The sequence below is a fragment of the Roseovarius salis genome (assembly GCF_044472985.1).
GTDB lineage: Bacteria > Pseudomonadota > Alphaproteobacteria > Rhodobacterales > Rhodobacteraceae > Roseovarius > Roseovarius salis.
The window spans coordinates 27888-45328 of record NZ_JBISDG010000029.1; the positions used below are offsets into that span (position 1 = coordinate 27888).

15 protein-coding genes are annotated in these 17441 nt (G+C 67.1%); 10 read left to right on the forward strand and 5 right to left on the reverse strand.

Annotated features, from left to right (window positions below):
- Positions 1 to 38 precede the first annotated feature (38 nt).
- The 4 genes from ACH13J_RS12760 to ACH13J_RS12775 are packed head-to-tail and all read left to right on the forward strand — an operon-like array spanning position 39 to position 6713.
- The gene (locus tag ACH13J_RS12760; protein WP_397543720.1) at positions 39 to 1046 is read left to right on the forward strand and encodes an AAA family ATPase; all 1008 of its coding nucleotides are present in this window, start codon (positions 39 to 41) and stop codon (positions 1044 to 1046) included.
- Positions 1043 to 1921, forward strand: a complete 879-nt coding sequence (locus ACH13J_RS12765) for a DUF58 domain-containing protein (RefSeq protein WP_397543721.1) — start codon at positions 1043 to 1045, stop codon at positions 1919 to 1921. Before ACH13J_RS12760 ends, ACH13J_RS12765 begins: the two co-directional genes overlap by 4 nt.
- The gene (locus ACH13J_RS12770) at positions 1918 to 4668 is read left to right on the forward strand and encodes a DUF4159 domain-containing protein (RefSeq protein WP_397543722.1); all 2751 of its coding nucleotides are present in this window, start codon (positions 1918 to 1920) and stop codon (positions 4666 to 4668) included. The genes ACH13J_RS12765 and ACH13J_RS12770 overlap by 4 nt, the downstream gene beginning before the upstream one ends.
- Positions 4665 to 6713, forward strand: coding sequence for a hypothetical protein (locus tag ACH13J_RS12775; RefSeq protein ID WP_397543723.1), 2049 nt, complete (start codon positions 4665 to 4667; stop codon positions 6711 to 6713). Before ACH13J_RS12770 ends, ACH13J_RS12775 begins: the two co-directional genes overlap by 4 nt.
- Here ACH13J_RS12775 and ACH13J_RS12780 read toward each other — a convergent pair.
- Complete coding sequence (locus tag ACH13J_RS12780) at positions 6710 to 7072, reverse strand: hypothetical protein (protein WP_397543724.1); 363 nt, start codon at positions 7070 to 7072, stop codon at positions 6710 to 6712. The two genes, ACH13J_RS12775 and ACH13J_RS12780, sit on opposite strands and share 4 nt — an antisense overlap.
- 35 nt (positions 7073 to 7107) lie before the next feature.
- Positions 7108 to 7815, reverse strand: coding sequence for a DUF599 domain-containing protein (locus tag ACH13J_RS12785; protein WP_397543725.1), 708 nt, complete (start codon positions 7813 to 7815; stop codon positions 7108 to 7110).
- A gap of 83 nt (positions 7816 to 7898) precedes the next feature.
- On the opposite strand from ACH13J_RS12785, the gene ACH13J_RS12790 reads away from it, so the two are divergent.
- The 5 genes from ACH13J_RS12790 (at position 7899) to ACH13J_RS12810 (ending at position 13325) form a co-directional block, all read left to right on the forward strand.
- The gene (locus ACH13J_RS12790; RefSeq protein WP_397543726.1) at positions 7899 to 9338 is read left to right on the forward strand and encodes an FAD-linked oxidase C-terminal domain-containing protein; all 1440 of its coding nucleotides are present in this window, start codon (positions 7899 to 7901) and stop codon (positions 9336 to 9338) included.
- Positions 9339 to 9390: 52 nt separating this feature from the next.
- On the forward strand, positions 9391 to 10545 hold the full coding sequence (gene glcE, locus ACH13J_RS12795) for a glycolate oxidase subunit GlcE (RefSeq protein WP_397543727.1): 1155 nt from the start codon (positions 9391 to 9393) through the stop codon (positions 10543 to 10545).
- Positions 10542 to 11864, forward strand: coding sequence for a glycolate oxidase subunit GlcF (gene glcF, locus ACH13J_RS12800; RefSeq protein WP_397543728.1), 1323 nt, complete (start codon positions 10542 to 10544; stop codon positions 11862 to 11864). The genes glcE and glcF overlap by 4 nt, the downstream gene beginning before the upstream one ends.
- A 71-nt stretch (positions 11865 to 11935) precedes the next feature.
- Entirely contained in the window at positions 11936 to 12727 is a 792-nt protein-coding gene (locus ACH13J_RS12805) for a trypsin-like peptidase domain-containing protein (protein WP_397543736.1), read from the forward strand.
- 118 nt (positions 12728 to 12845) lie between these two features.
- Positions 12846 to 13325 (forward strand): Hsp20 family protein, encoded by a 480-nt coding sequence (locus ACH13J_RS12810; protein ID WP_397543729.1) that lies wholly within the window; start codon positions 12846 to 12848, stop codon positions 13323 to 13325.
- A gap of 208 nt (positions 13326 to 13533) precedes the next feature.
- Here ACH13J_RS12810 and ACH13J_RS12815 read toward each other — a convergent pair whose 3' ends face one another.
- From ACH13J_RS12815 to ACH13J_RS12825, 3 genes are all read right to left on the reverse strand, one after another.
- Entirely contained in the window at positions 13534 to 15012 is a 1479-nt protein-coding gene (locus ACH13J_RS12815; protein WP_397543730.1) for an NAD-dependent succinate-semialdehyde dehydrogenase, read from the reverse strand.
- Between the two features lie 130 nt (positions 15013 to 15142).
- Entirely contained in the window at positions 15143 to 15844 is a 702-nt protein-coding gene (locus ACH13J_RS12820) for a response regulator (protein WP_397543731.1), read from the reverse strand.
- Positions 15841 to 16338 carry a MarR family transcriptional regulator gene (locus tag ACH13J_RS12825; RefSeq protein ID WP_397543732.1) on the reverse strand — a complete coding sequence of 166 codons (498 nt, stop codon included), beginning with the start codon at positions 16336 to 16338 and terminating at the stop codon, positions 15841 to 15843. The genes ACH13J_RS12820 and ACH13J_RS12825 overlap by 4 nt, the downstream gene beginning before the upstream one ends.
- A gap of 170 nt (positions 16339 to 16508) precedes the next feature.
- On the opposite strand from ACH13J_RS12825, the gene ACH13J_RS12830 reads away from it, so the two are divergent.
- Positions 16509 to 17375 carry a branched-chain amino acid aminotransferase gene (locus tag ACH13J_RS12830; RefSeq protein ID WP_397543733.1) on the forward strand — a complete coding sequence of 289 codons (867 nt, stop codon included), beginning with the start codon at positions 16509 to 16511 and terminating at the stop codon, positions 17373 to 17375.
- The last annotated feature ends 66 nt before the right edge of the window (positions 17376 to 17441 follow it).

A 17441-nucleotide genomic window follows, 5' to 3' on the forward strand; every position in this document is an offset into this window, starting at 1 on the left:
CACTCTTGCGAGGATATAGTTTGCACGGGAGTTTTGCCATGGCCGACGACGCCGATCTGCTAGCCGGGATCGAGGCGCTGGAGGACAAGCTGGCGCAGGCGCGCAGCTCGATCACCCGCCGCTTCATCGGGCAGGAGCGGGTCGTCGACCTGTCCCTGTCCGCGTTGTTGTGCGGGGGGCACGGCCTGCTGATCGGGCTGCCCGGCCTTGGCAAGACGCGCCTTGTCGAGACGCTGGCCACGGTGATGGGCCTCGACAGCAACCGCATCCAGTTCACGCCGGACCTGATGCCCGCCGACATCCTCGGCTCGGAGGTGCTGGAGACCGGCGCCGACGGGTCCCGCGCGTTCAAGTTCATTCCCGGCCCGATCTTCTGCCAGCTGCTGATGGCGGACGAGATCAACCGCGCCAGCCCCCGCACGCAATCGGCGCTTCTGCAGGCCATGCAGGAACGGCAGGTAACGGTCGCCGGGCAGGACCGACCGCTCACCCCGCCCTTCCACGTCCTCGCCACCCAGAACCCGATCGAGCAGGAGGGCACCTACCCCCTACCCGAGGCACAGCTCGACCGTTTCCTCGTGCAGATCGACGTCCAGTATCCCGACCGCGACACCGAACGCGACATCCTTCTGGCCACGACCGGCGCGGCAGAGGAAACCGCGCACAGGGTCTTCACGCCCGACGAGCTGATCGAGGCGCAGACGCTGCTGCGCCGCATGCCGGTGGGGGAAAGCGTGATGGAGATGATCCTCGATCTGGTCCGCGCCTTTCGGCCCGGCGACGATAGCGCCCCGCAAGCCGTGCGCAACGCGGTGGCCTGGGGCCCGGGGCCGCGCGCGGCGCAGGCGCTGATGCTGACGGTGCGGGCACGCGCGATGCTGCAAGGCCGCCTTGCGCCGGATGCCGATGACGTCGCCGCGGTGGCGCAGCCGGTGCTGACGCACCGGATGGCCCTGACATTTGCCGCCCGCGCGAGCGGCGAGAGCCTTGAGGGCATCATTGCCGATACCGTGACCGACATCACGCGGACCGAGGCCGCCGCGTGACCGCCGGCGCCCCCCTTCGCGCACGCGCCGAGCGGGAGGCGGCCCGCCTGCCTCCGCTGCTGGCACGGGCCGAGCATCTGGCCGGCACCGTCCTGCTGGGCGAACACGGCCGTCGGCGCGCGGGGCTGGGCGACGATTTCTGGCAATACAGGCCGGTACAGGCTGGCGATGAACGGCGTTTCATCGACTGGCGGCGATCCGCAAGGTCGGATACCGAGTTCGTGCGCCAGCGCGAATGGCAGATCGCGCAAAGCGTGGCGATCTGGGTCGACAACTCGGCATCCATGCGCTTTGCTTCTGACGCGGGATTGCCGGACAAGGCCGACCGCGCGCGGCTGCTGGCGCTGTCGGTGGCCGTGCTGCTCAACCGCGCGGGTGAACGTGTCGGGCTGGCCGGGGATCATCTTCCGCCGCGGCGCGGCGAGGCCCAGATGATGCGGCTCGCCGAGGCGCTGAACCGCAATGGCGACGAAGATTACGGCCGCCCCGAGAGCACCGGTATCCTGCCGCAGGGGCGTGCCCTGTTCGTGTCCGATTTCATGGGCGACATCACCGAGGCGCGCACCGCGCTGACCGCCGCGGCGGACCGTGGCGTTCAGGGCGTGCTGCTGCAGGTGCTCGATCCGGCCGAGGAAGCATTCCCCTATCGCGGACGCACGATTTTCGAAAGTGTCGGTGGCACGCTCGCGCACGAAACTCTAAAAGCGTCCGAATTGCGCGAGCGGTACCTTGCACGGCTGGCGGAACGCAAGGCAGAGATTGCCGCGCTCTGCGCCATGACCGGCTGGCGGTACGGGCTGCACCATACCTCCGACAGCCCGCAGTCGGCGCTGCTCTGGCTTTACCGGGCGTTCGACGAAGGGGGCGCGCGATGATCCTTGGCTCCATCGGCTTCACCGCGCCGTGGCTGCTGCTGGCGCTGGCGGCGCTGCCGGTCCTTTGGCTATTGCTGCGCGCGGTGCCCCCGGCGCCCGTCCGGCGGCGGTTCCCCGGCGTGGCCCTGCTGTTGGGGCTGTCGGATGACGATGCCGTGACGGACCGGACGCCGTGGTGGTTGCTGCTGCTGCGGATGCTGGCGGTGGCCGCCGTGATCGTGGGGCTGGCCGGTCCCGTGCTGAACCCCGAGCAGCAGGGGGAAAAGACAGCGACCGGCCCGTTGTTGATCGTGCTTGACGGGTCATGGAGCTCGGCAAGGGACTGGCCGGCACGGTCGGCCCTGCTCGACACCATGCTGGCCAAGGCCGGGCGCAACGCACGTCCCGTCGCCGTCATGCGGCTCAGCGCGCCCGAGCCGCCGGTGTTCCGTTCCGCCGAGGCATGGCGCACGCGCCTGTCCGGTCTCGTCCCGTCGCCATGGACCCCCGGACAGGACGCGATGACAGCGGCGGCCGGAATGCTCGGGTCGGAGGAGTTCGAGACGCGCTGGTTCTCCGACGGGCTGGCACGACCGGGCCGCGAGGCCCTGCTATCCGCGCTCCGCGCCCGCGGCCCCGTCACCATTCATGAAAGCCAGGCCCCGGTCATCGCGCTGCTGCCCGCCGAGGTCAGCGATGGCAACATTCAGCTTTCGGCGATCCGCGCGCGCCCCGGCGCCGCACGCGAGGTCGTGATCGAGGCGCATGGCCGCGATCCCTCGGGCACGCCGCGGGTCCTCGCCACGGTGCCGCTGAGATTCGAGGACGGCGCGGCGGCTGCGGACGGGCAGCTTTCACTGCCCGCCGAACTGCGCGGCCGTCTCACCCGGTTCGAGATCGCCGGGCAGGACCATGCCGGTGCCGTGACGCTGACCGATGACAGCTTGCGCCGCCGCGAGGTCGCCTTGATCGCCGGGCGCGAGGACCGCGAAGGCCTCGAACTTCTCTCGCCGCTGCACTACCTCGAACAGGCGCTCGTGCCCACGGCCGACATCCTCGACGGGGCGCTGACGGACGTGCTGCCGGCCAACCCGGACGTGATCGTGCTGGCGGACGTGGCCACCCTCTCGGGGGCGGAGCAATCCAAGCTGCTGGAATGGACCGATCAGGGCGGACTGCTCCTGCGCTTCGCGGGGCCTCGGCTCGCCGCCAGCGACGTCTCGCGCAGCGAGGAGGCGCCGCTCATGCCCGTCCGGCTCCGCGCGGGCGGCCGCACGGTCGGCGGCGCAATGAGCTGGGGAGAGCCCAAATCCCTCGCGCCCTTTCCCGAGAACAGCCCGTTCTTTGGACTCGAAATCCCCGGTGATGTCACCGTCTCGGCACAGGTCATGGCCCAGCCGGACCCGACGCTGGCCTCGCGCGTCATCGCACAGCTGAGCGACGGCACGCCGCTCGTCACCCGTAAACGCATCGGCGAGGGCCAAGTGGTGCTGTTCCACGTGACGGCCAATGCCGAGTGGTCCTCGCTCCCGCTCTCGGGGCTTTTCGTGCAGATGCTCGAACGGCTCGCGGTTTCCTCTGCCGTCGCCCTCCCCGACCTGACGGAGATGCAGGGCACCACGTGGCAGCCGGTGCAGGTTCTCGACGCGTTCGGCGACCTGCAGGATGCCGGCACGCTGCCCGGCGTCGGTGGCGAACGGCTGGTGACGGACCCTATCGGCCCGGAATTGCAGCCGGGGCTTTACGACGGGCCTGACCGGCGCCTTGCGCTCAACGTCATGGACGGCGATGCGACACTGACGCCCGTTACATGGCCCGGCTCCGTGCCGGTGGACGGGCTCGCACCGCCCGAGGAGGCGCCGCTTGGCGGCTGGCTGCTCGGACTTGCCCTCGTTCTGCTGACCGCCGACATCGTCGCGGCGCTGGCCCTGTCCGGGCGGCTGCTGCCGGTGCGCGCCGCGGCGGTTGTCATCGCGGCGCTCACGATCCCGGGGCAGGCCGACGCGCAGGAAATCGACAAGGCCATGCAGGCAACCAAGGAGGTGACGCTGGCCCATGTCATCACCGGCAACACCGAGATCGACCGCATGGCACGCGCCGGGCTCCGCGGGCTGGGCGAAACGCTCTACTTCCGCACCTCCGTCGAACCGGCGGAACCGATCGGCGTGAACCTCGAACAGGACGAACTGGCCGTCTATCCCCTGCTCTACTGGCCGGTGACACCCGACCAGCCCATTCCGACCGCCGAGGCCTACGTCAAGCTCAACGCGTATCTGCGCACCGGCGGCATGATCCTTTTCGATACCCGCGATGCCAACGTTGCGGGTTTCGGCGCGTCGTCGCCCAACGGCAGGAAACTTCAACGCCTCGCGGAACCGCTCGACATCCCGCCGCTGGAGCCCGTGCCCGACGACCATGTTCTGACCCGCACCTTCTATCTCCTGCAGGATTTCCCGGGCCGCCATGTCGGCCGCCCGGTCTGGGTCGAGGCCGCGCCCCCCGATGCCGAGGAAGTCGAGGGCATGCCGTTCCGCGACCTCAACGACAACGTCACGCCGGTGGTCATCGGCGGCAATGACTGGGCCGCGGCGTGGGCAATGGATGATCGCGGCAACCCGATATACCCGGTCGGTCGCGGGTTTTCGGGCGAGCGGCAGAGAGAGCTCGCCTACCGCTTCGGCGTCAACCTCGTGATGCACGTGCTCACGGGCAACTACAAATCCGACCAGGTGCACGTGCCCGCCCTTCTGGACAGGCTAGGCCAATGACCGCATCCATCGTCTTCGACCCGCTTTTGCCATGGTGGCTGATCGCCGCGCTCGGCGCGATGATGGCCGCGGGTATCGCGCTGGCGCTGCTGCGCGGCCTGTCCGGCTGGGCGCTGCGCGGGCTGGCCGGGCTGGTGGTGCTCGCCGCGCTGGCCGGCCCGGATTACCAGCAGGAACAGCGCGACCCGCTCTCGGACATCGTGCTGATGATCGAGGACGAAACCGCCAGCCAGAAACTGGGCGACCGCGCCGCGACGACCAGCGAGGCGGCCGAGACGCTTGCCGCGCGCCTCGAGGCCCGCGACAACACCGAGCTGCGCCGCATCACCGTGCAGGACGGGCCGGAGAACAGCGGCACACGGCTGATGACGGCCCTGTCCGAGGCCATGGCCGAGGAACCCAGCGGCCGGATCGCCGGGGCAATCCTGCTGTCGGACGGGCGGCTGCACGATGCCGACCGCGCGCCTGACCTGCCGGCCCCGCTGCACCTGCTCCACACCGGGCGGGAACAAGACTGGGACCGCAAGCTGCAGGTCGAGAACGCCCCGGCCTTCGGCATACTGGGCGAAGAGATCACCATGACCCTCAGGATCACGGATGCCGGCGCCGCGCCCGAGGACGTAGCCACCGTGCCGGTCGATGTTTCCATCGACGGGGAGGAGCCGCAGCGTTTCCAGTTGCCGGTGGGGCGCGACATCGAGCTGCCGCTCAAGCTGCCGCATGGCGGGCGCAACGTGCTGCAGTTCAGCACGCCCGCCGCCGACGGGGAACTCACCGACCGCAACAATACCGCGATCGTGCAGATCAACGGCGTGCGCGACCGGCTGTCGGTGCTGCTGGTCTCGGGCGAGCCGCATCCGGGCGGGCGCACCTGGCGCAACCTGCTGAAATCCGACAGCTCGGTGGACCTCGTGCATTTCACCATCCTGCGCCCACCGGAAAAGCAGGACGGCGTGCCGGTGCGCGAGCTGTCTCTGATCGCCTTCCCGACGCGCGAACTTTTCCTCGAAAAGATCGACGACTTCGATCTCATCATCTTCGACCGCTACAAGCGACGTGGCATCCTGCCCTCCATCTATCTCGACAACGTCCGGGAATACATCGAGAAGGGCGGTGCCGTCCTGATCGCCGCCGGGCCGGATTTCGCCAGCGCCCAGAGCCTCTACCGAACCCCGCTGGAGTCCGTGCTGCCCGCCCGCCCGACCGCGCGGGTCATCGAGCGCCGCTATCGCCCCGACATCAGCGAACTCGGCCAGCGACACCCGGTGACAGCCGGTCTAGAGCCGGAATCCGAGGATGGCTGGGGGCGCTGGATGCGCCAGATCGAACTGGGCGACCCGACCGGCGATGTCGTCATGACCGGGGCGGATGCCGGCCCGCTTCTGGTGCTCGACCGCGTGGGCGAGGGCCGCGTCGCCCTGCTCGGCTCGGATCACGCGTGGCTTTGGCATCGCGGCTTCGAGGGGGGCGGCCCGCAGCTGGAACTGCTGCGCCGTCTCGCGCACTGGATGATGAAGGAACCCGAACTCGAGGAGGAGGCGCTCCGCGCCGAGGCAACGGGCCAGAGGATGCGCATCATCCGCCGGACATTGTCCGAGCAGGTGGGTCCCGTCACGATCGAAACGCCGTCGGGCGAAATCATCGAGCGGGAGCTGGAACAGGTCGCCCCGGGCCGGTTCGAAACGCTTTTCGACGGGCCGCAGATCGGGCTCTACCGGCTCCGGAACGGTGACGAATCCACCGTTATCGGCCTTGGCCCGTCGTCGCCCGTGGAGTTCGAGGAAACCATCGCCACCGCCGAGGGGTTGCGCCCGATGATCGAGGCCACCGGCGGTGGCGCAAAGGCGCTCGAGGACGGGCTGCCGCGACTGCGCGAGGTGCGCCCGGGCCGGCCCGCCGCCGGCCGTGGCTGGATCGGTATCACCCCGCGCGGCGCCTACGAGACACAGGCGGTCATGCAGGTTTCCCTGCTGCCGCCGTGGCTGGTCCTGCTGCTGGCGGCGGGCCTGATCCTCGGGGGCTGGTTGCGCGAAGGTCGCCGCTAGGGCCTGAGTTCGATCTCGACGGCCTCCTCGGACCATCCATCCCGTGAACATCGCGGCCTGATGAATATCCGGCGGGCCCCGTCCGGAAGCATGACACCGCTCAAGGATCTGGTGAACGGCTGTTCATGCACGTGTGGATGCATCAACTCGCGGAACCCGATACGGTTACCATCCGGGCCGAGCACCTCCCAGCCGTCGGCGTAATGGTCCCACCCGCTGTCGGGATGGGCCAGCGTGACCCGGACGTTCCAGACCATGCCGGCCTTTTCGACCGCGACACCGAGCACACGGGGCGCATCAGCCAGCCCGGGTGTTGCCGTGACAAAGGCAAGGATCAGAGCGAGTCGAACGTGTTTCATGGCGCCAGCCTAACGACAAGACGGCGGGCATGCAGTCACGACTTCGTGTCGAATTCCTTCAACAGAACCGCGCGTGAATGCGACGCGAACTCCCGACGCAACAAAACGACCCACGTGATGGCGACCGCCGCCATCAGGGCCACGGGGCCGATCATGAATACGGCCGAAGCCAGCGCGAAATAGACCGACCGCAGCCCCCGGTTGAAACTTCGCGCGGCCGTGTTGATGATCTCGCCCGCCTGCGACGCCCGCGCCGCGCATTGCGGATCCTCAGGATCGTTGGGCACCGCCGCCATCAGGACGCTGCCGTAGCCGAACAGACGGTGCGCCCAGACGAACTTGAGAAACGCGTTTGCAAGGAAAACCAGCAGGATCAGCACCTTGACCTCCCACACGATCGCCGGATCCTTCTCCAGCGTCAGGTCGCTGGCAACGCCGATGAACCGCTCCATGTTCCCAAGCAGCGCCAGCGCACCGCCGATGGCAATCATGGTGGTCGACGCGAAAAAGGTGGTGCCCTGCCGCAGCGTCAGCATGATCTGGCCGTCGAAAACGCGCGGCTGGCGGTCTATCATCTGCGTCATCCATTCGCGCCTGTAGCGGGCCATGAGCCGCGAGACGGAGGCGCGGCCAATCAGCGGATGCTCGATCAGCAAACCCGTGATGACCCAGCTGGCGAACAGCACGGCAACCGCCCAGAAATCGAGCGGCGTGAAGAGGCTCAGGCGGTCCGACCAGTTCATGCCGTCAGGGTATCGCGCTATACTGGAACTTGCCAGACGGACGAATTGGTTATATTTTCTGACCAATACAGGAGGAGCCAACGATGGACATGCCCGCCCCAAGTGCCGAAATCCTGTCACGCAAGGCGGAGCTCGTCGCCCGGTTGCAAAAGGTCCTGTCAGCCGACGCCGTGATTTCGGACCCGTTCGAGACGCGCGCCTACGAATGCGACGCGCTGACAGCCTACAAGTGCCCGCCGCTGGCCGTCATCCTCCCGGCCTCCACGCAAGAAGTGTCCGAGGCGCTGGCCATTTGCCACGAGATGAACGTGCCCGTTGTGCCGCGCGGGGCGGGAACCTCGCTCGCTGGCGGGGCACTCCCGACCGAGGACAGTGTCATCCTCGGCGTCGCGCGGATGACCGAGGTGCTCGAAACGGACTATGAGAACCGTTTCATCCGCGTGCAGTCGGGCCGCACCAACCTGTCGGTCACCGGCGCGGTGGAAGAAGAGGGGTTCTTCTACGCCCCGGATCCCTCCAGCCAGCTGGCCTGCGCGATCGCCGGTAACATCGCGATGAACTCCGGCGGCGCGCATTGTCTCAAATACGGCGTGACCACGAACAACCTTCTGGGCGTGACCATCGTTCTCATGGACGGCACGGTGCTGGAACTGGGCGGCGCGCATCTGGACGCCGAGGGTTACGACCTGCTCGGGGTGATCTGCGGCTCCGAAGGGCAGCTCGGCGTGGTGACCGAAGCCACCCTTCGCATTCTGCACAAGCCCGAGGGCGCCCGCCCCGTGCTGGTCGGTTTCGACAGCAACGAGGTGGCCGGCGCCTGCGTGTCCGACATCATCAAGGCCGGTGTCCTGCCCGTGGCGATCGAGTTCATGGATCGTCCCTGCATCCGCGCCACCGAGGATTTCGCCAAGGCGGGTTATCCCGATTGCGAGGCGCTTTTGATTGTCGAGGTGGAAGGCAGCGATGCCGAGATCGACGAGCAGCTTGAAACCATCACCGAAATAGCGCGCTCCCACGCTCCCGTGGCACTGCGCCAGAGCACATCGGCCGACGAAAGCGCGCGCATCTGGCTGGGCCGCAAATCCGCCTTCGGGGCGATGGGCAACATCAACGACTACATGTGCCTCGACGGCACGATCCCGGTCAGCCAGTTGCCCTGCGTGCTCAAGCGCATCGGCGAGATGTCGGGGGAATTCGGCCTCGACGTCGCCAACGTTTTCCATGCCGGCGACGGCAACATGCACCCCTTGATCCTGTTCGACGCCAACAAGCCCGGCGATCTGGAAACCTGCGAGGCGTTCGGCGCGGAAATCCTGAAGCTCTGCGTCGAGGTGGGCGGCTGCCTGACCGGCGAGCACGGCGTCGGCATCGAGAAACGCGACCTGATGGCCCACCAGTACGCGCAGGGCGATCTTGCCATCCAGATGGCGGTGAAGGACGTGTTCGACCCGAAATGGCTGCTGAACCCGGCCAAGGTTTTTCCGCTGGATGCAAGCGCGCCGCACCGCGTCGCCGCGGAATGACCCGGCTGCTGTCCCGCCGCCGCAATCATCGCCACTGGAGTAGCCCCCGCCAATGAGCACGTTCAGACCGGAGACCGAGGCAGATCTGGCCGAAATCGTGCGCACGGCCGGCGAACCGCTGAGCATCCGCGGCGGCGGCACGCGCCCGCTCGGGCGTCCCGTCAACGGTGCGCCGCTTATCACCGACCGGCTGTCGGGGATCGAGCTCTACGAGCCGGGGGCGCTGACCATGGTGGCCAAGGCTGGCACCCCGCTGGCCGAGGTCGAGGCGGCGCTGGCGCGGGAGGGGCAAAGGCTGGCCTTCGAGCCGATGGACCATCGCGGCCTGCTGGGCACCGAGGGCAGCCCAACCATCGGCGGGGTGTTCGCGGCCAACGTTTCCGGCCCGCGGCGCATCCAGTGCGGCGCGGCGCGGGATTTCCTGCTCGGTGTGCGCTTTGTCGACGGACGCGGCGACGTCATCCGCAATGGCGGGCGCGTCATGAAAAACGTGACCGGCTACGATATCGTCAAGCTGATGGCCGGCAGCTACGGCACGCTCGGGGTCTTGACCGAGGTTTCTTTCAAGGTTCTACCGGATACTGCCGTCACCGTAACCCTGCGCTGCGAGGGGCTTGCCGACCGGGTCGCCGTCGCCGCGATGTGCAGGGCCCTCGGCTCCCCCTACGAAGTAACGGGTGCCGCGCATCTGCAACAGGACGCGGACGGCACCCCGCTGACGCTGCTCCGGCTTGAGGGCTCGAAGCGTTCGGTCGCCTACCGGGTCGAAGAGCTGGGCAAAAGGCTGGAGGAATTTGGCGCGTTCACGGCCGAGGACACCACCGATGGCAAGCTGTGGCGCGACATCCGGGACGTGGCCGCATTCCGGGGCCGCAAGGGCGATATCTGGCGCCTCTCGGTCAAGCCCACCGACGCGCCCGGTATCGTTGACCGCGTGGAGGGCGCAGAGGCGATGTATGACTGGGGCGGTGGCCTCGTCTGGCTGCTCGTGCCCGAAGGGACAGGGGCCGCCAGCATCCGGCAGGCCGTTGCCGAGACGGGTGGTCACGCGACGCTGATCCGCGGCAACCGCGCCGCCGGGGCATTCCAGCCGCTCTCTCCGGCGGTGGCCACCCTGCAGGACGGCCTGCGTCAGCGGTTCGACCCCCGGGGCATTCTCAACCCGGGGCTGATGGGGCAGGCAGCGGATACAGGGACAAGCGGATGAGAACAGAGTTCACCGACCAACAATTGCAGGATCCCGCCTTCGCCCGCTCGAACGAGATCCTGCGCTCCTGTGTCCATTGCGGTTTCTGCACCGCCACCTGTCCGACCTACCAGGTTCTGGGCGACGAACTCGACAGCCCGCGCGGGCGCATTTACCTCATCAAGGACATGCTGGAGAACGAGCGGGAACCGGATGAGAAAACGGTCAAGCACATCGACCGGTGCCTGTCCTGCCTCGCCTGCATGACAACCTGCCCCTCCGGCGTGCATTACATGCATCTTGTCGATCACGCGCGCGAGTATATCGAGGGCAATTACCGCCGACCGCTCTTCGAGCGGGCGCTGCGCTGGACGCTGGCGCGCCTCCTGCCCTATCCGGGCCGCTTCCGGCTGGCCCTGCTCGGGGCCAAGATCGGGCGACCCTTCGCCTTCCTCATGCCCGACGCGCGGCTCAGGGCGATGCTTGAAATGGCGCCCAAGCGCATCCCGCCCGTCAGCCGCAATGACGACCCCCAGACCTTCCCGGCGCAAGGCGAGCGCCGCAAGCGCGTGGCGCTGATGACGGGCTGCGCGCAGCGGGCGCTGAACACCGATATCAACGACGCCACGATTCGCCTGCTCACCCGGCTGGGATGCGAGGTGGTGGTGGCAGAGGGCGCGGGCTGCTGCGGGGCGCTGACCCATCACATGGGCAAGACAACGGAAAGTCATGCCACCGCGGCCAAGAACATCCGCGCCTGGGCGGCCGAGATGGACGGCGACGGGCTGGACGCCATCGTGATCAACACCTCCGGCTGCGGCACCACGGTCAAGGATTACGGCCACATGTTCCGGCAGGAGGCGCTGGCCGACGACGCGGCGCGCATCTCGGACATCGCCGTGGATATCTCGGAGCTGCTGATGACGCTCGACCTGCCCGAGGGCTGCGAGAACGACATGCGCGTGGCGTATCATGCCGCCTGCTCGCTCCAGCACGGCCAGCAGATCAAGACGTATCCCAAGGAGTTGCTCAAGCGCGCCGGCTTCACCGTCACGGAACCGGCCGACAGCCACCTGTGCTGCGGCAGTGCGGGCACCTACAACCTCATGCAGCCAGCGATCTCGAAACAACTGAAGGACCGGAAGGTGCGCACGCTCGAGGCGAAATCGCCCGACGTGATCGCCGCCGGCAATATCGGGTGCATGATGCAGATCGGCGGGGGCACGGATATTCCGGTGGTGCACACGGTCGAACTGCTTGACTGGGCCACGGGCGGGCCGGTGCCCCCGGCGCTGTGCACGGACGGGGCGCCGCCGCCGGAGCTCAGGGGCGCGCCGTAATTTGGCCCAACTTCGCTGCTAGCCCGTCGCCGTGGTCCGGCGGAGGGAAAATATTGCGAATTTTCGCGGCGATGATCTGTGGTTTTCTGCTGGCAGGGGCCGCCGCGGCCGAGACGGGTCTCAAGCGGCTCGATACCGGCGATGCGGGCCGCGGATGGGAGGCGGTCGGCCGGCTGGACCTTGACGGGCGCGGCTTCTGCACCGGGGCGCTCATCGCGCCCGACCTCGTGCTCACGGCGGCACACTGCCTTTTCGACAAGCACACCGGTCAACGCCTCGACCCCGCGCGCATGGAATTCCGCGCCGGGTGGCGCAACGGGCGCGCGGCCGCCTATCGCGACATAAGCCGCGCGGTCACGCACCCGGACTACACGTTCCGGGCAGAGGTATCGGCCCAACGCGTGCGCAACGACGTGGCCTTGCTCGAACTGCACCATCCCGTCCGCAATACGCAGGTCACGCCCTTTCCCACCGATGACCGCCCGCGAAAGGGACAAAGGATCGGTATCGTCTCCTACGCGCGCGATCGTGCCGATGCCCCCTCGCTGCAGCAGGTGTGCGACGTGTTGGCCCGCCAGCAGGGGATCCTGATCATGTCCTGCGATGTCGATTTCGGCGCCTCCGGTGCCCCGGTCTTTTCCTTCGAGGACGGGTTGCCGAGGGTGGTTTCCGTCGTCTCCGCGATGGCCGAGGTGGAGGGGCGCAAGGTATCGCTCGGGACGGGGCTGCAAGACACGCTGGCCGACTTGCGTGCGGCGCTCGACGCCGGCCAAGGGGTCTTTCAGGCGGACCCGCCGCGCATGTCCACGGTGGGTGAACGCCGCGATACCGGCGCCCGGTTTGCCCGCCCCGGCGGGTCTTGAACCCGGGACGGCGCGCTCCCAAATTCCAGATGTCGGCGCCGCGTTGCGGGCCGGCGCGCTTTGGGCCTGTCCCGACGGGAAGGCCGCACAGGAGGTATCGCTCAAAGGAGGATGACCAATGCGTAACTTCGATCTTGCACCGCTATACCGGGCAACCGTCGGTTTCGACCAGATCGCCGACATGATGGACCGGGTGCTGGCCGCCGATGTGAACCAGTCAACCTATCCCCCCTACAACATCGAGAAAACCGCCGACGATTCGTACCGCATCTCCATCGCGGTCGCCGGTTTCTCTGCCGATGACCTTTCGGTCGAGGTGAAGGAGGGGCAGCTTGTCGTGTCGGCACGCAAGTCCGAGGATGACAGCAACCGCAAATTCCTGCATCGCGGTATCGCGACCCGCGCCTTCGAGCGCAAGTTCCAGCTGGCCGATTACGTGCGGGTGACGGGTGCCACGCATGCCGACGGTATGCTGCACATCGACCTTGTCCGCGAGGTGCCCGAGGCACTGAAGCCTCGCCGGATCGAAATCGCCAGCGGCAGCGATGGCGAAGCCGAAGTTGAAAAGGACGTGGTCGACGCCAAGGCCGTCAACTGACGGGCCGGCGCCGATGCGGTCCAATGGCCCGGCCGGGCGATCCGGCCGGGTTTGTCGTTTTGCAGCCCCTTGCGCGCAATCCGGCACGCGCCGCAATGCGTTCCGTCTTGCCCCAAGGGGCGATGACCGTGGCGGGTGGCGGTGTCACGAGAACGGGCTGACACAGTGACCAACCCGAACGCGCAGACCCGTTCAGACCACCGAGAAGTCAGACCGCGGTGCAGATGTATTTCATTTCAAGGAACTCGTCGATCCCGTGGTGGCTCCCCTCGCGGCCAAGGCCCGATTGCTTGACCCCGCCGAAGGGGGCGACCTCGGTCGAGATGATCCCCGTGTTGACCCCGACGATCCCGTATTCAAGGGCTTCGGCCACCTTGGTCACGCGGCTGAGATCCTTGGCGTAGAAATAACTCGCAAGGCCAAAGATCGTGTCGTTCGCCATGGCGATCACGTCATCGACGTCCTCGAACTTGAACAGGGGGGCAAGCGGCCCGAAGGTTTCGTCCGTCGCCACCTGCATGTCCTGCGTGACGCCGGTCATGATCGTTGGCTCAAGAAAATACCCCGGCCCCTGCAGGGCATCGCCACCGCCCGTCAACACGCTGGCGCCCTTGGATGTGGCATCGGCCACGTGTTGCTGCACTTTCTCGATCGCATCGGCGTTGATAAGGGGGCCGAGGGACGTCCCCTCTTCCAGCCCGTCGCCGATCTTGAGCTTGGCAACGGCCGCTTGCAGCTTTTCTGCGAAGGCGTCGTAGACTCCCGCCTGAACGTAGATGCGGTTGGCGCACACGCAGGTCTGCCCGTTGTTGCGGAACTTGCACATGATCGCCCCGTCGACGGCGGCATCAAGGTCCGCGTCATCGAAGACGATGAAGGGCGCGTTGCCGCCCAGCTCCATCGAGCATTTCTTGACCTGGTCGGCCGCCTGCCGCAGCAGGATGCGGCCCACCTCGGTGGAACCGGTGAAGGTCAGTTTGCGCACAGCGGGGTTCTCGCAGAATTCCTTGCCGATCTCGCTGGCGCGGGACGACGTGACGATGCTGAACACGCCCTTGGGGATTCCCGCGCGCTCCGCCAGAACAGCCAGAACCGTGGCCGAAAGCGGCGTCTCGGCGGCCGGGCGCCCCACGAATGCGCATCCCGCCGCCAGGGCAGGGCCCGCCTTTCGCGTGATCATGGCGTTGGGAAAATTCCACGGCGTGATCGACGCCGCCACCCCGATGGGTTGCTTGATGACCGTGATGCGCTTGTCGCGCTGATGGCCCGGAATGGTCTCGCCGTAGATGCGCTTGGCCTCTTCGGCGAAGAATTCCACGAAGCTGGCGCCATAGGCGATCTCGCCCTTTCCCTCGGCCAGTGGCTTGCCCTGCTCGGCCGTCAGGATCGTGCCAAGATCATCCTGGTTTTCCATCATCAGGTCGAACCAGCGGCGCAGCACCGCCGCCCGTTCCTTGCCGGTCCATTTCGCCCATTCCTTCTGGGCCTTTTCGGCGGCCGCGATCGCGTCGGCGACCTGCGCACGGCTCATGTCGGCGACATTGGCGATAACGTCGCCGCGCGCGGGGTTGGTCACCTCGAAGGTGCCGGCATCGCCGGTCACCCACTCGCCGCCGGAAAAGGCCTGCTCGGCCAGAAGGCTGGGATCCTTCAGTAGAGATTTCAGATCGGTCTGCGTATCAGGCATGTCGGCTCCTCCCGGGTGTTCTTCGGTGTCGGCAAAGCATGTGCGGGGCAGATTGTCTAGGTCCAGACGGTCTGGGCGTCTCGGCCCACGGCGCAGTGGCCGCGTTCATGACGGCCATGCGCACGCCTCCTCAGTCGGGCGCCAGCATGTAGCCCTCGCCCCGCACCGTCTGAAGATAGCGTGGCTGTTTCGGATCGGCCTCGATCTTGCGGCGGAGACGGGTGATCTGCACGTCGACCGCGCGTTCCTGCGCCTGCCCCCTGTCACGACCGAGGTCCTCGACCAGCTTTGCCCGGCTGACCGGTTCGCGCAGGTGCTCGGCGAATATACGCATGAGCTGCACCTCGGTCGCCGTGAGCCGCACCGGTTCCTCGCCCCGCAGCAATTCTGCACGCTCGATGTCATATCGCACCGCCCCCATCTGAAGAACCTTGGGGGCCATCGCGTCCGGCTCGGACGACGGAACGCGCCGCAGGATCGCGTTGATCCGCAGCAGGAGCTCCTTGGGCTCGAAAGGCTTTGACAGGTAATCATCCGCCCCCGCCTCGAGGCCGCGGATGCGGTCCTCTGCCTCGCCCTTGGCGGTCAGCAGGAGGATGGGAGTCGCGTTATGGTCGCGGATCGCACGGGTGAGGGAGACGCCGTCCTCGCCGGGCATCATGACGTCAAGAACGATGAGGTCGAAATCCAGTCCCGACAGGATGCGCCTTGCATGGGCGGCCTCGCGTGCCACGGAAACCAGGAACCCGTTGCGCGCAAGGAACTTGCGCAGCAGGTCGCGGATGCGTTCGTCATCGTCCACGATCAGCAGGTGGGGGGGCGGCTCACTCATGCCCCTTCCTCCCGGATGGCGTAGTATTTCCGTCGCAGCTCGGGCTCCATCATCGCTTCCAGGACCTGCCGGAAACCGGCCACGGCCTCGGGGCCGGCGGCGCGGTAGGCGGCGCGCATCCGGGCACGCTGCGCGTCACTGAGCCGGCGCTCCAGCGCCGCGCCGTCCTCGGTGAGGTAAAGGTTGCGCTCGCGCTTGTCCGTTTCGCCGATCCGGCTTTCAACGAGCCCGTCCTCGACCAGCGTGCGCAGCACCCGGTTCAGGGACTGCTTGGTAACACCCAGAATGCCGAGCAGGTTATTGACCGTCGTGCCGGGGCTGCGCGCGATGAAGTGCAGGGCCCGGTGATGGGCACGGCCATACGCCATGGTCGCGAGGATCCGGTCAGGATCCGCGGTGAAACCACGGTAGGCAAAGAACATCGCCTCGATCCCCTGACGGAGTTGTTCGTCGGTCAGGAAAAGCAGGCTCTCTCCGCCTTGTACGTCCGGCATGGCACCTCCTGGTCGCGGGGTTTTGCGCGTCCCCGATATTATGTCAGCTTTATTGACATTCCAAGATCAAACTGGTAGCGAATCGCAGTTTCTGCGCAACTTTATGTCCGATACGGACGTTTTTGGCGCAAGAAATGGTAATGCAGCGGGCACTTGAGGAGATACGAGGAATGGCTGGCTACGACGACCGCGACGGCAAGATCTGGATGGACGGCAAGCTCATCGACTGGCGGGAGGCCAACGTTCATGTCCTGACGCACGCCCTGCACTATGCCAGCTCGGTATTCGAGGGCGAACGGGCCTATGGCGGCCGGATTTTCAAGAGCCGCGAACACTCCGAACGGCTGCGCGCATCCGCCAACATGATCGACTTTGACATTCCCTACAGCGTGGACGAGATCGAGGCAGCCAAGGCCGAGGTGCTCCGGGTCAACGGCCACTCCGATGCGTATGTGCGTGCGGTTGCATGGCGCGGCGCGGGCGAGGACATGGGTGTGGCCAGCGCCCGCAACCCCGTAAGGCTGGCCATCGCGGCGTGGGAGTGGGGCGCCTACTACGGCGATGCCAAGACCAACGGCGCCAAGCTGGACATTTCCAAGTGGAAGCGCCCCAGCCCCGAGACGATCCCGAGCCATGCCAAGGCAGCCGGTCTCTACATGATCTGCACGATGTCGAAACATGCGGCCGAGGCAAAGGGCTGTTCCGACGCAATGATGTTCGACTATCGCGGCTACGTCGCCGAGGCGACCGGCGCCAACATCTTTTTCGTCAAGGACGGCGAGGTGCACACGCCCACGCCCGACTGCTTTCTCAACGGGCTGACGCGGCAGACCGTGATCGGGATGCTGGAAGATCGTCAGATCCGGGTGCACGAGCGGCATATCATGCCGGAGGAGCTCGAGAGCTTCGAACAGTGCTGGCTCACCGGGACGGCGGCAGAGGTCACGCCGGTCGGTCAGATCGGGGACTATAACTTCGAGGTTGGGGCGCTGACGCGCGATATCTCGGACGCCTACGAGAAACTGGTGCGCACCTGACCCCCAAGGCGCGCGACTGCGGCGTGTCCTCGGCGGGCGCGCCGCGACGGCAGCGCGGGGGGCCGC

Bases quoted from the DNA above. Each gene is read 5' to 3' on its own strand.
- ACH13J_RS12785 (WP_397543725.1), bottom strand. From the start codon at position 7,815: ATGAACTGGTCGGACCGCCTGAGCCTCTTCACGCCGCTCGATTTCTGG.
- ACH13J_RS12825 (WP_397543732.1), bottom strand. From the start codon at position 16,338: ATGCCGGACGTACAAGGCGGAGAGAGCCTGCTTTTCCTGACCGACGAA.
- ACH13J_RS12820 (WP_397543731.1), bottom strand. From the start codon at position 15,844: ATGAGTGAGCCGCCCCCCCACCTGCTGATCGTGGACGATGACGAACGC.
- ACH13J_RS12775 (WP_397543723.1), top strand. From the start codon at position 4,665: ATGACCGCATCCATCGTCTTCGACCCGCTTTTGCCATGGTGGCTGATC.
- ACH13J_RS12790 (WP_397543726.1), top strand. From the start codon at position 7,899: ATGGACATGCCCGCCCCAAGTGCCGAAATCCTGTCACGCAAGGCGGAG.
- ACH13J_RS12815 (WP_397543730.1), bottom strand. From the start codon at position 15,012: ATGCCTGATACGCAGACCGATCTGAAATCTCTACTGAAGGATCCCAGC.
- ACH13J_RS12770 (WP_397543722.1), top strand. From the start codon at position 1,918: ATGATCCTTGGCTCCATCGGCTTCACCGCGCCGTGGCTGCTGCTGGCG.
- ACH13J_RS12830 (WP_397543733.1), top strand. From the start codon at position 16,509: ATGGCTGGCTACGACGACCGCGACGGCAAGATCTGGATGGACGGCAAG.
- ACH13J_RS12760 (WP_397543720.1), top strand. From the start codon at position 39: ATGGCCGACGACGCCGATCTGCTAGCCGGGATCGAGGCGCTGGAGGAC.
- ACH13J_RS12805 (WP_397543736.1), top strand. From the start codon at position 11,936: ATGATCTGTGGTTTTCTGCTGGCAGGGGCCGCCGCGGCCGAGACGGGT.
- ACH13J_RS12780 (WP_397543724.1), bottom strand. From the start codon at position 7,072: ATGAAACACGTTCGACTCGCTCTGATCCTTGCCTTTGTCACGGCAACA.
- glcE (WP_397543727.1), top strand. From the start codon at position 9,391: ATGAGCACGTTCAGACCGGAGACCGAGGCAGATCTGGCCGAAATCGTG.
- ACH13J_RS12810 (WP_397543729.1), top strand. From the start codon at position 12,846: ATGCGTAACTTCGATCTTGCACCGCTATACCGGGCAACCGTCGGTTTC.
- glcF (WP_397543728.1), top strand. From the start codon at position 10,542: ATGAGAACAGAGTTCACCGACCAACAATTGCAGGATCCCGCCTTCGCC.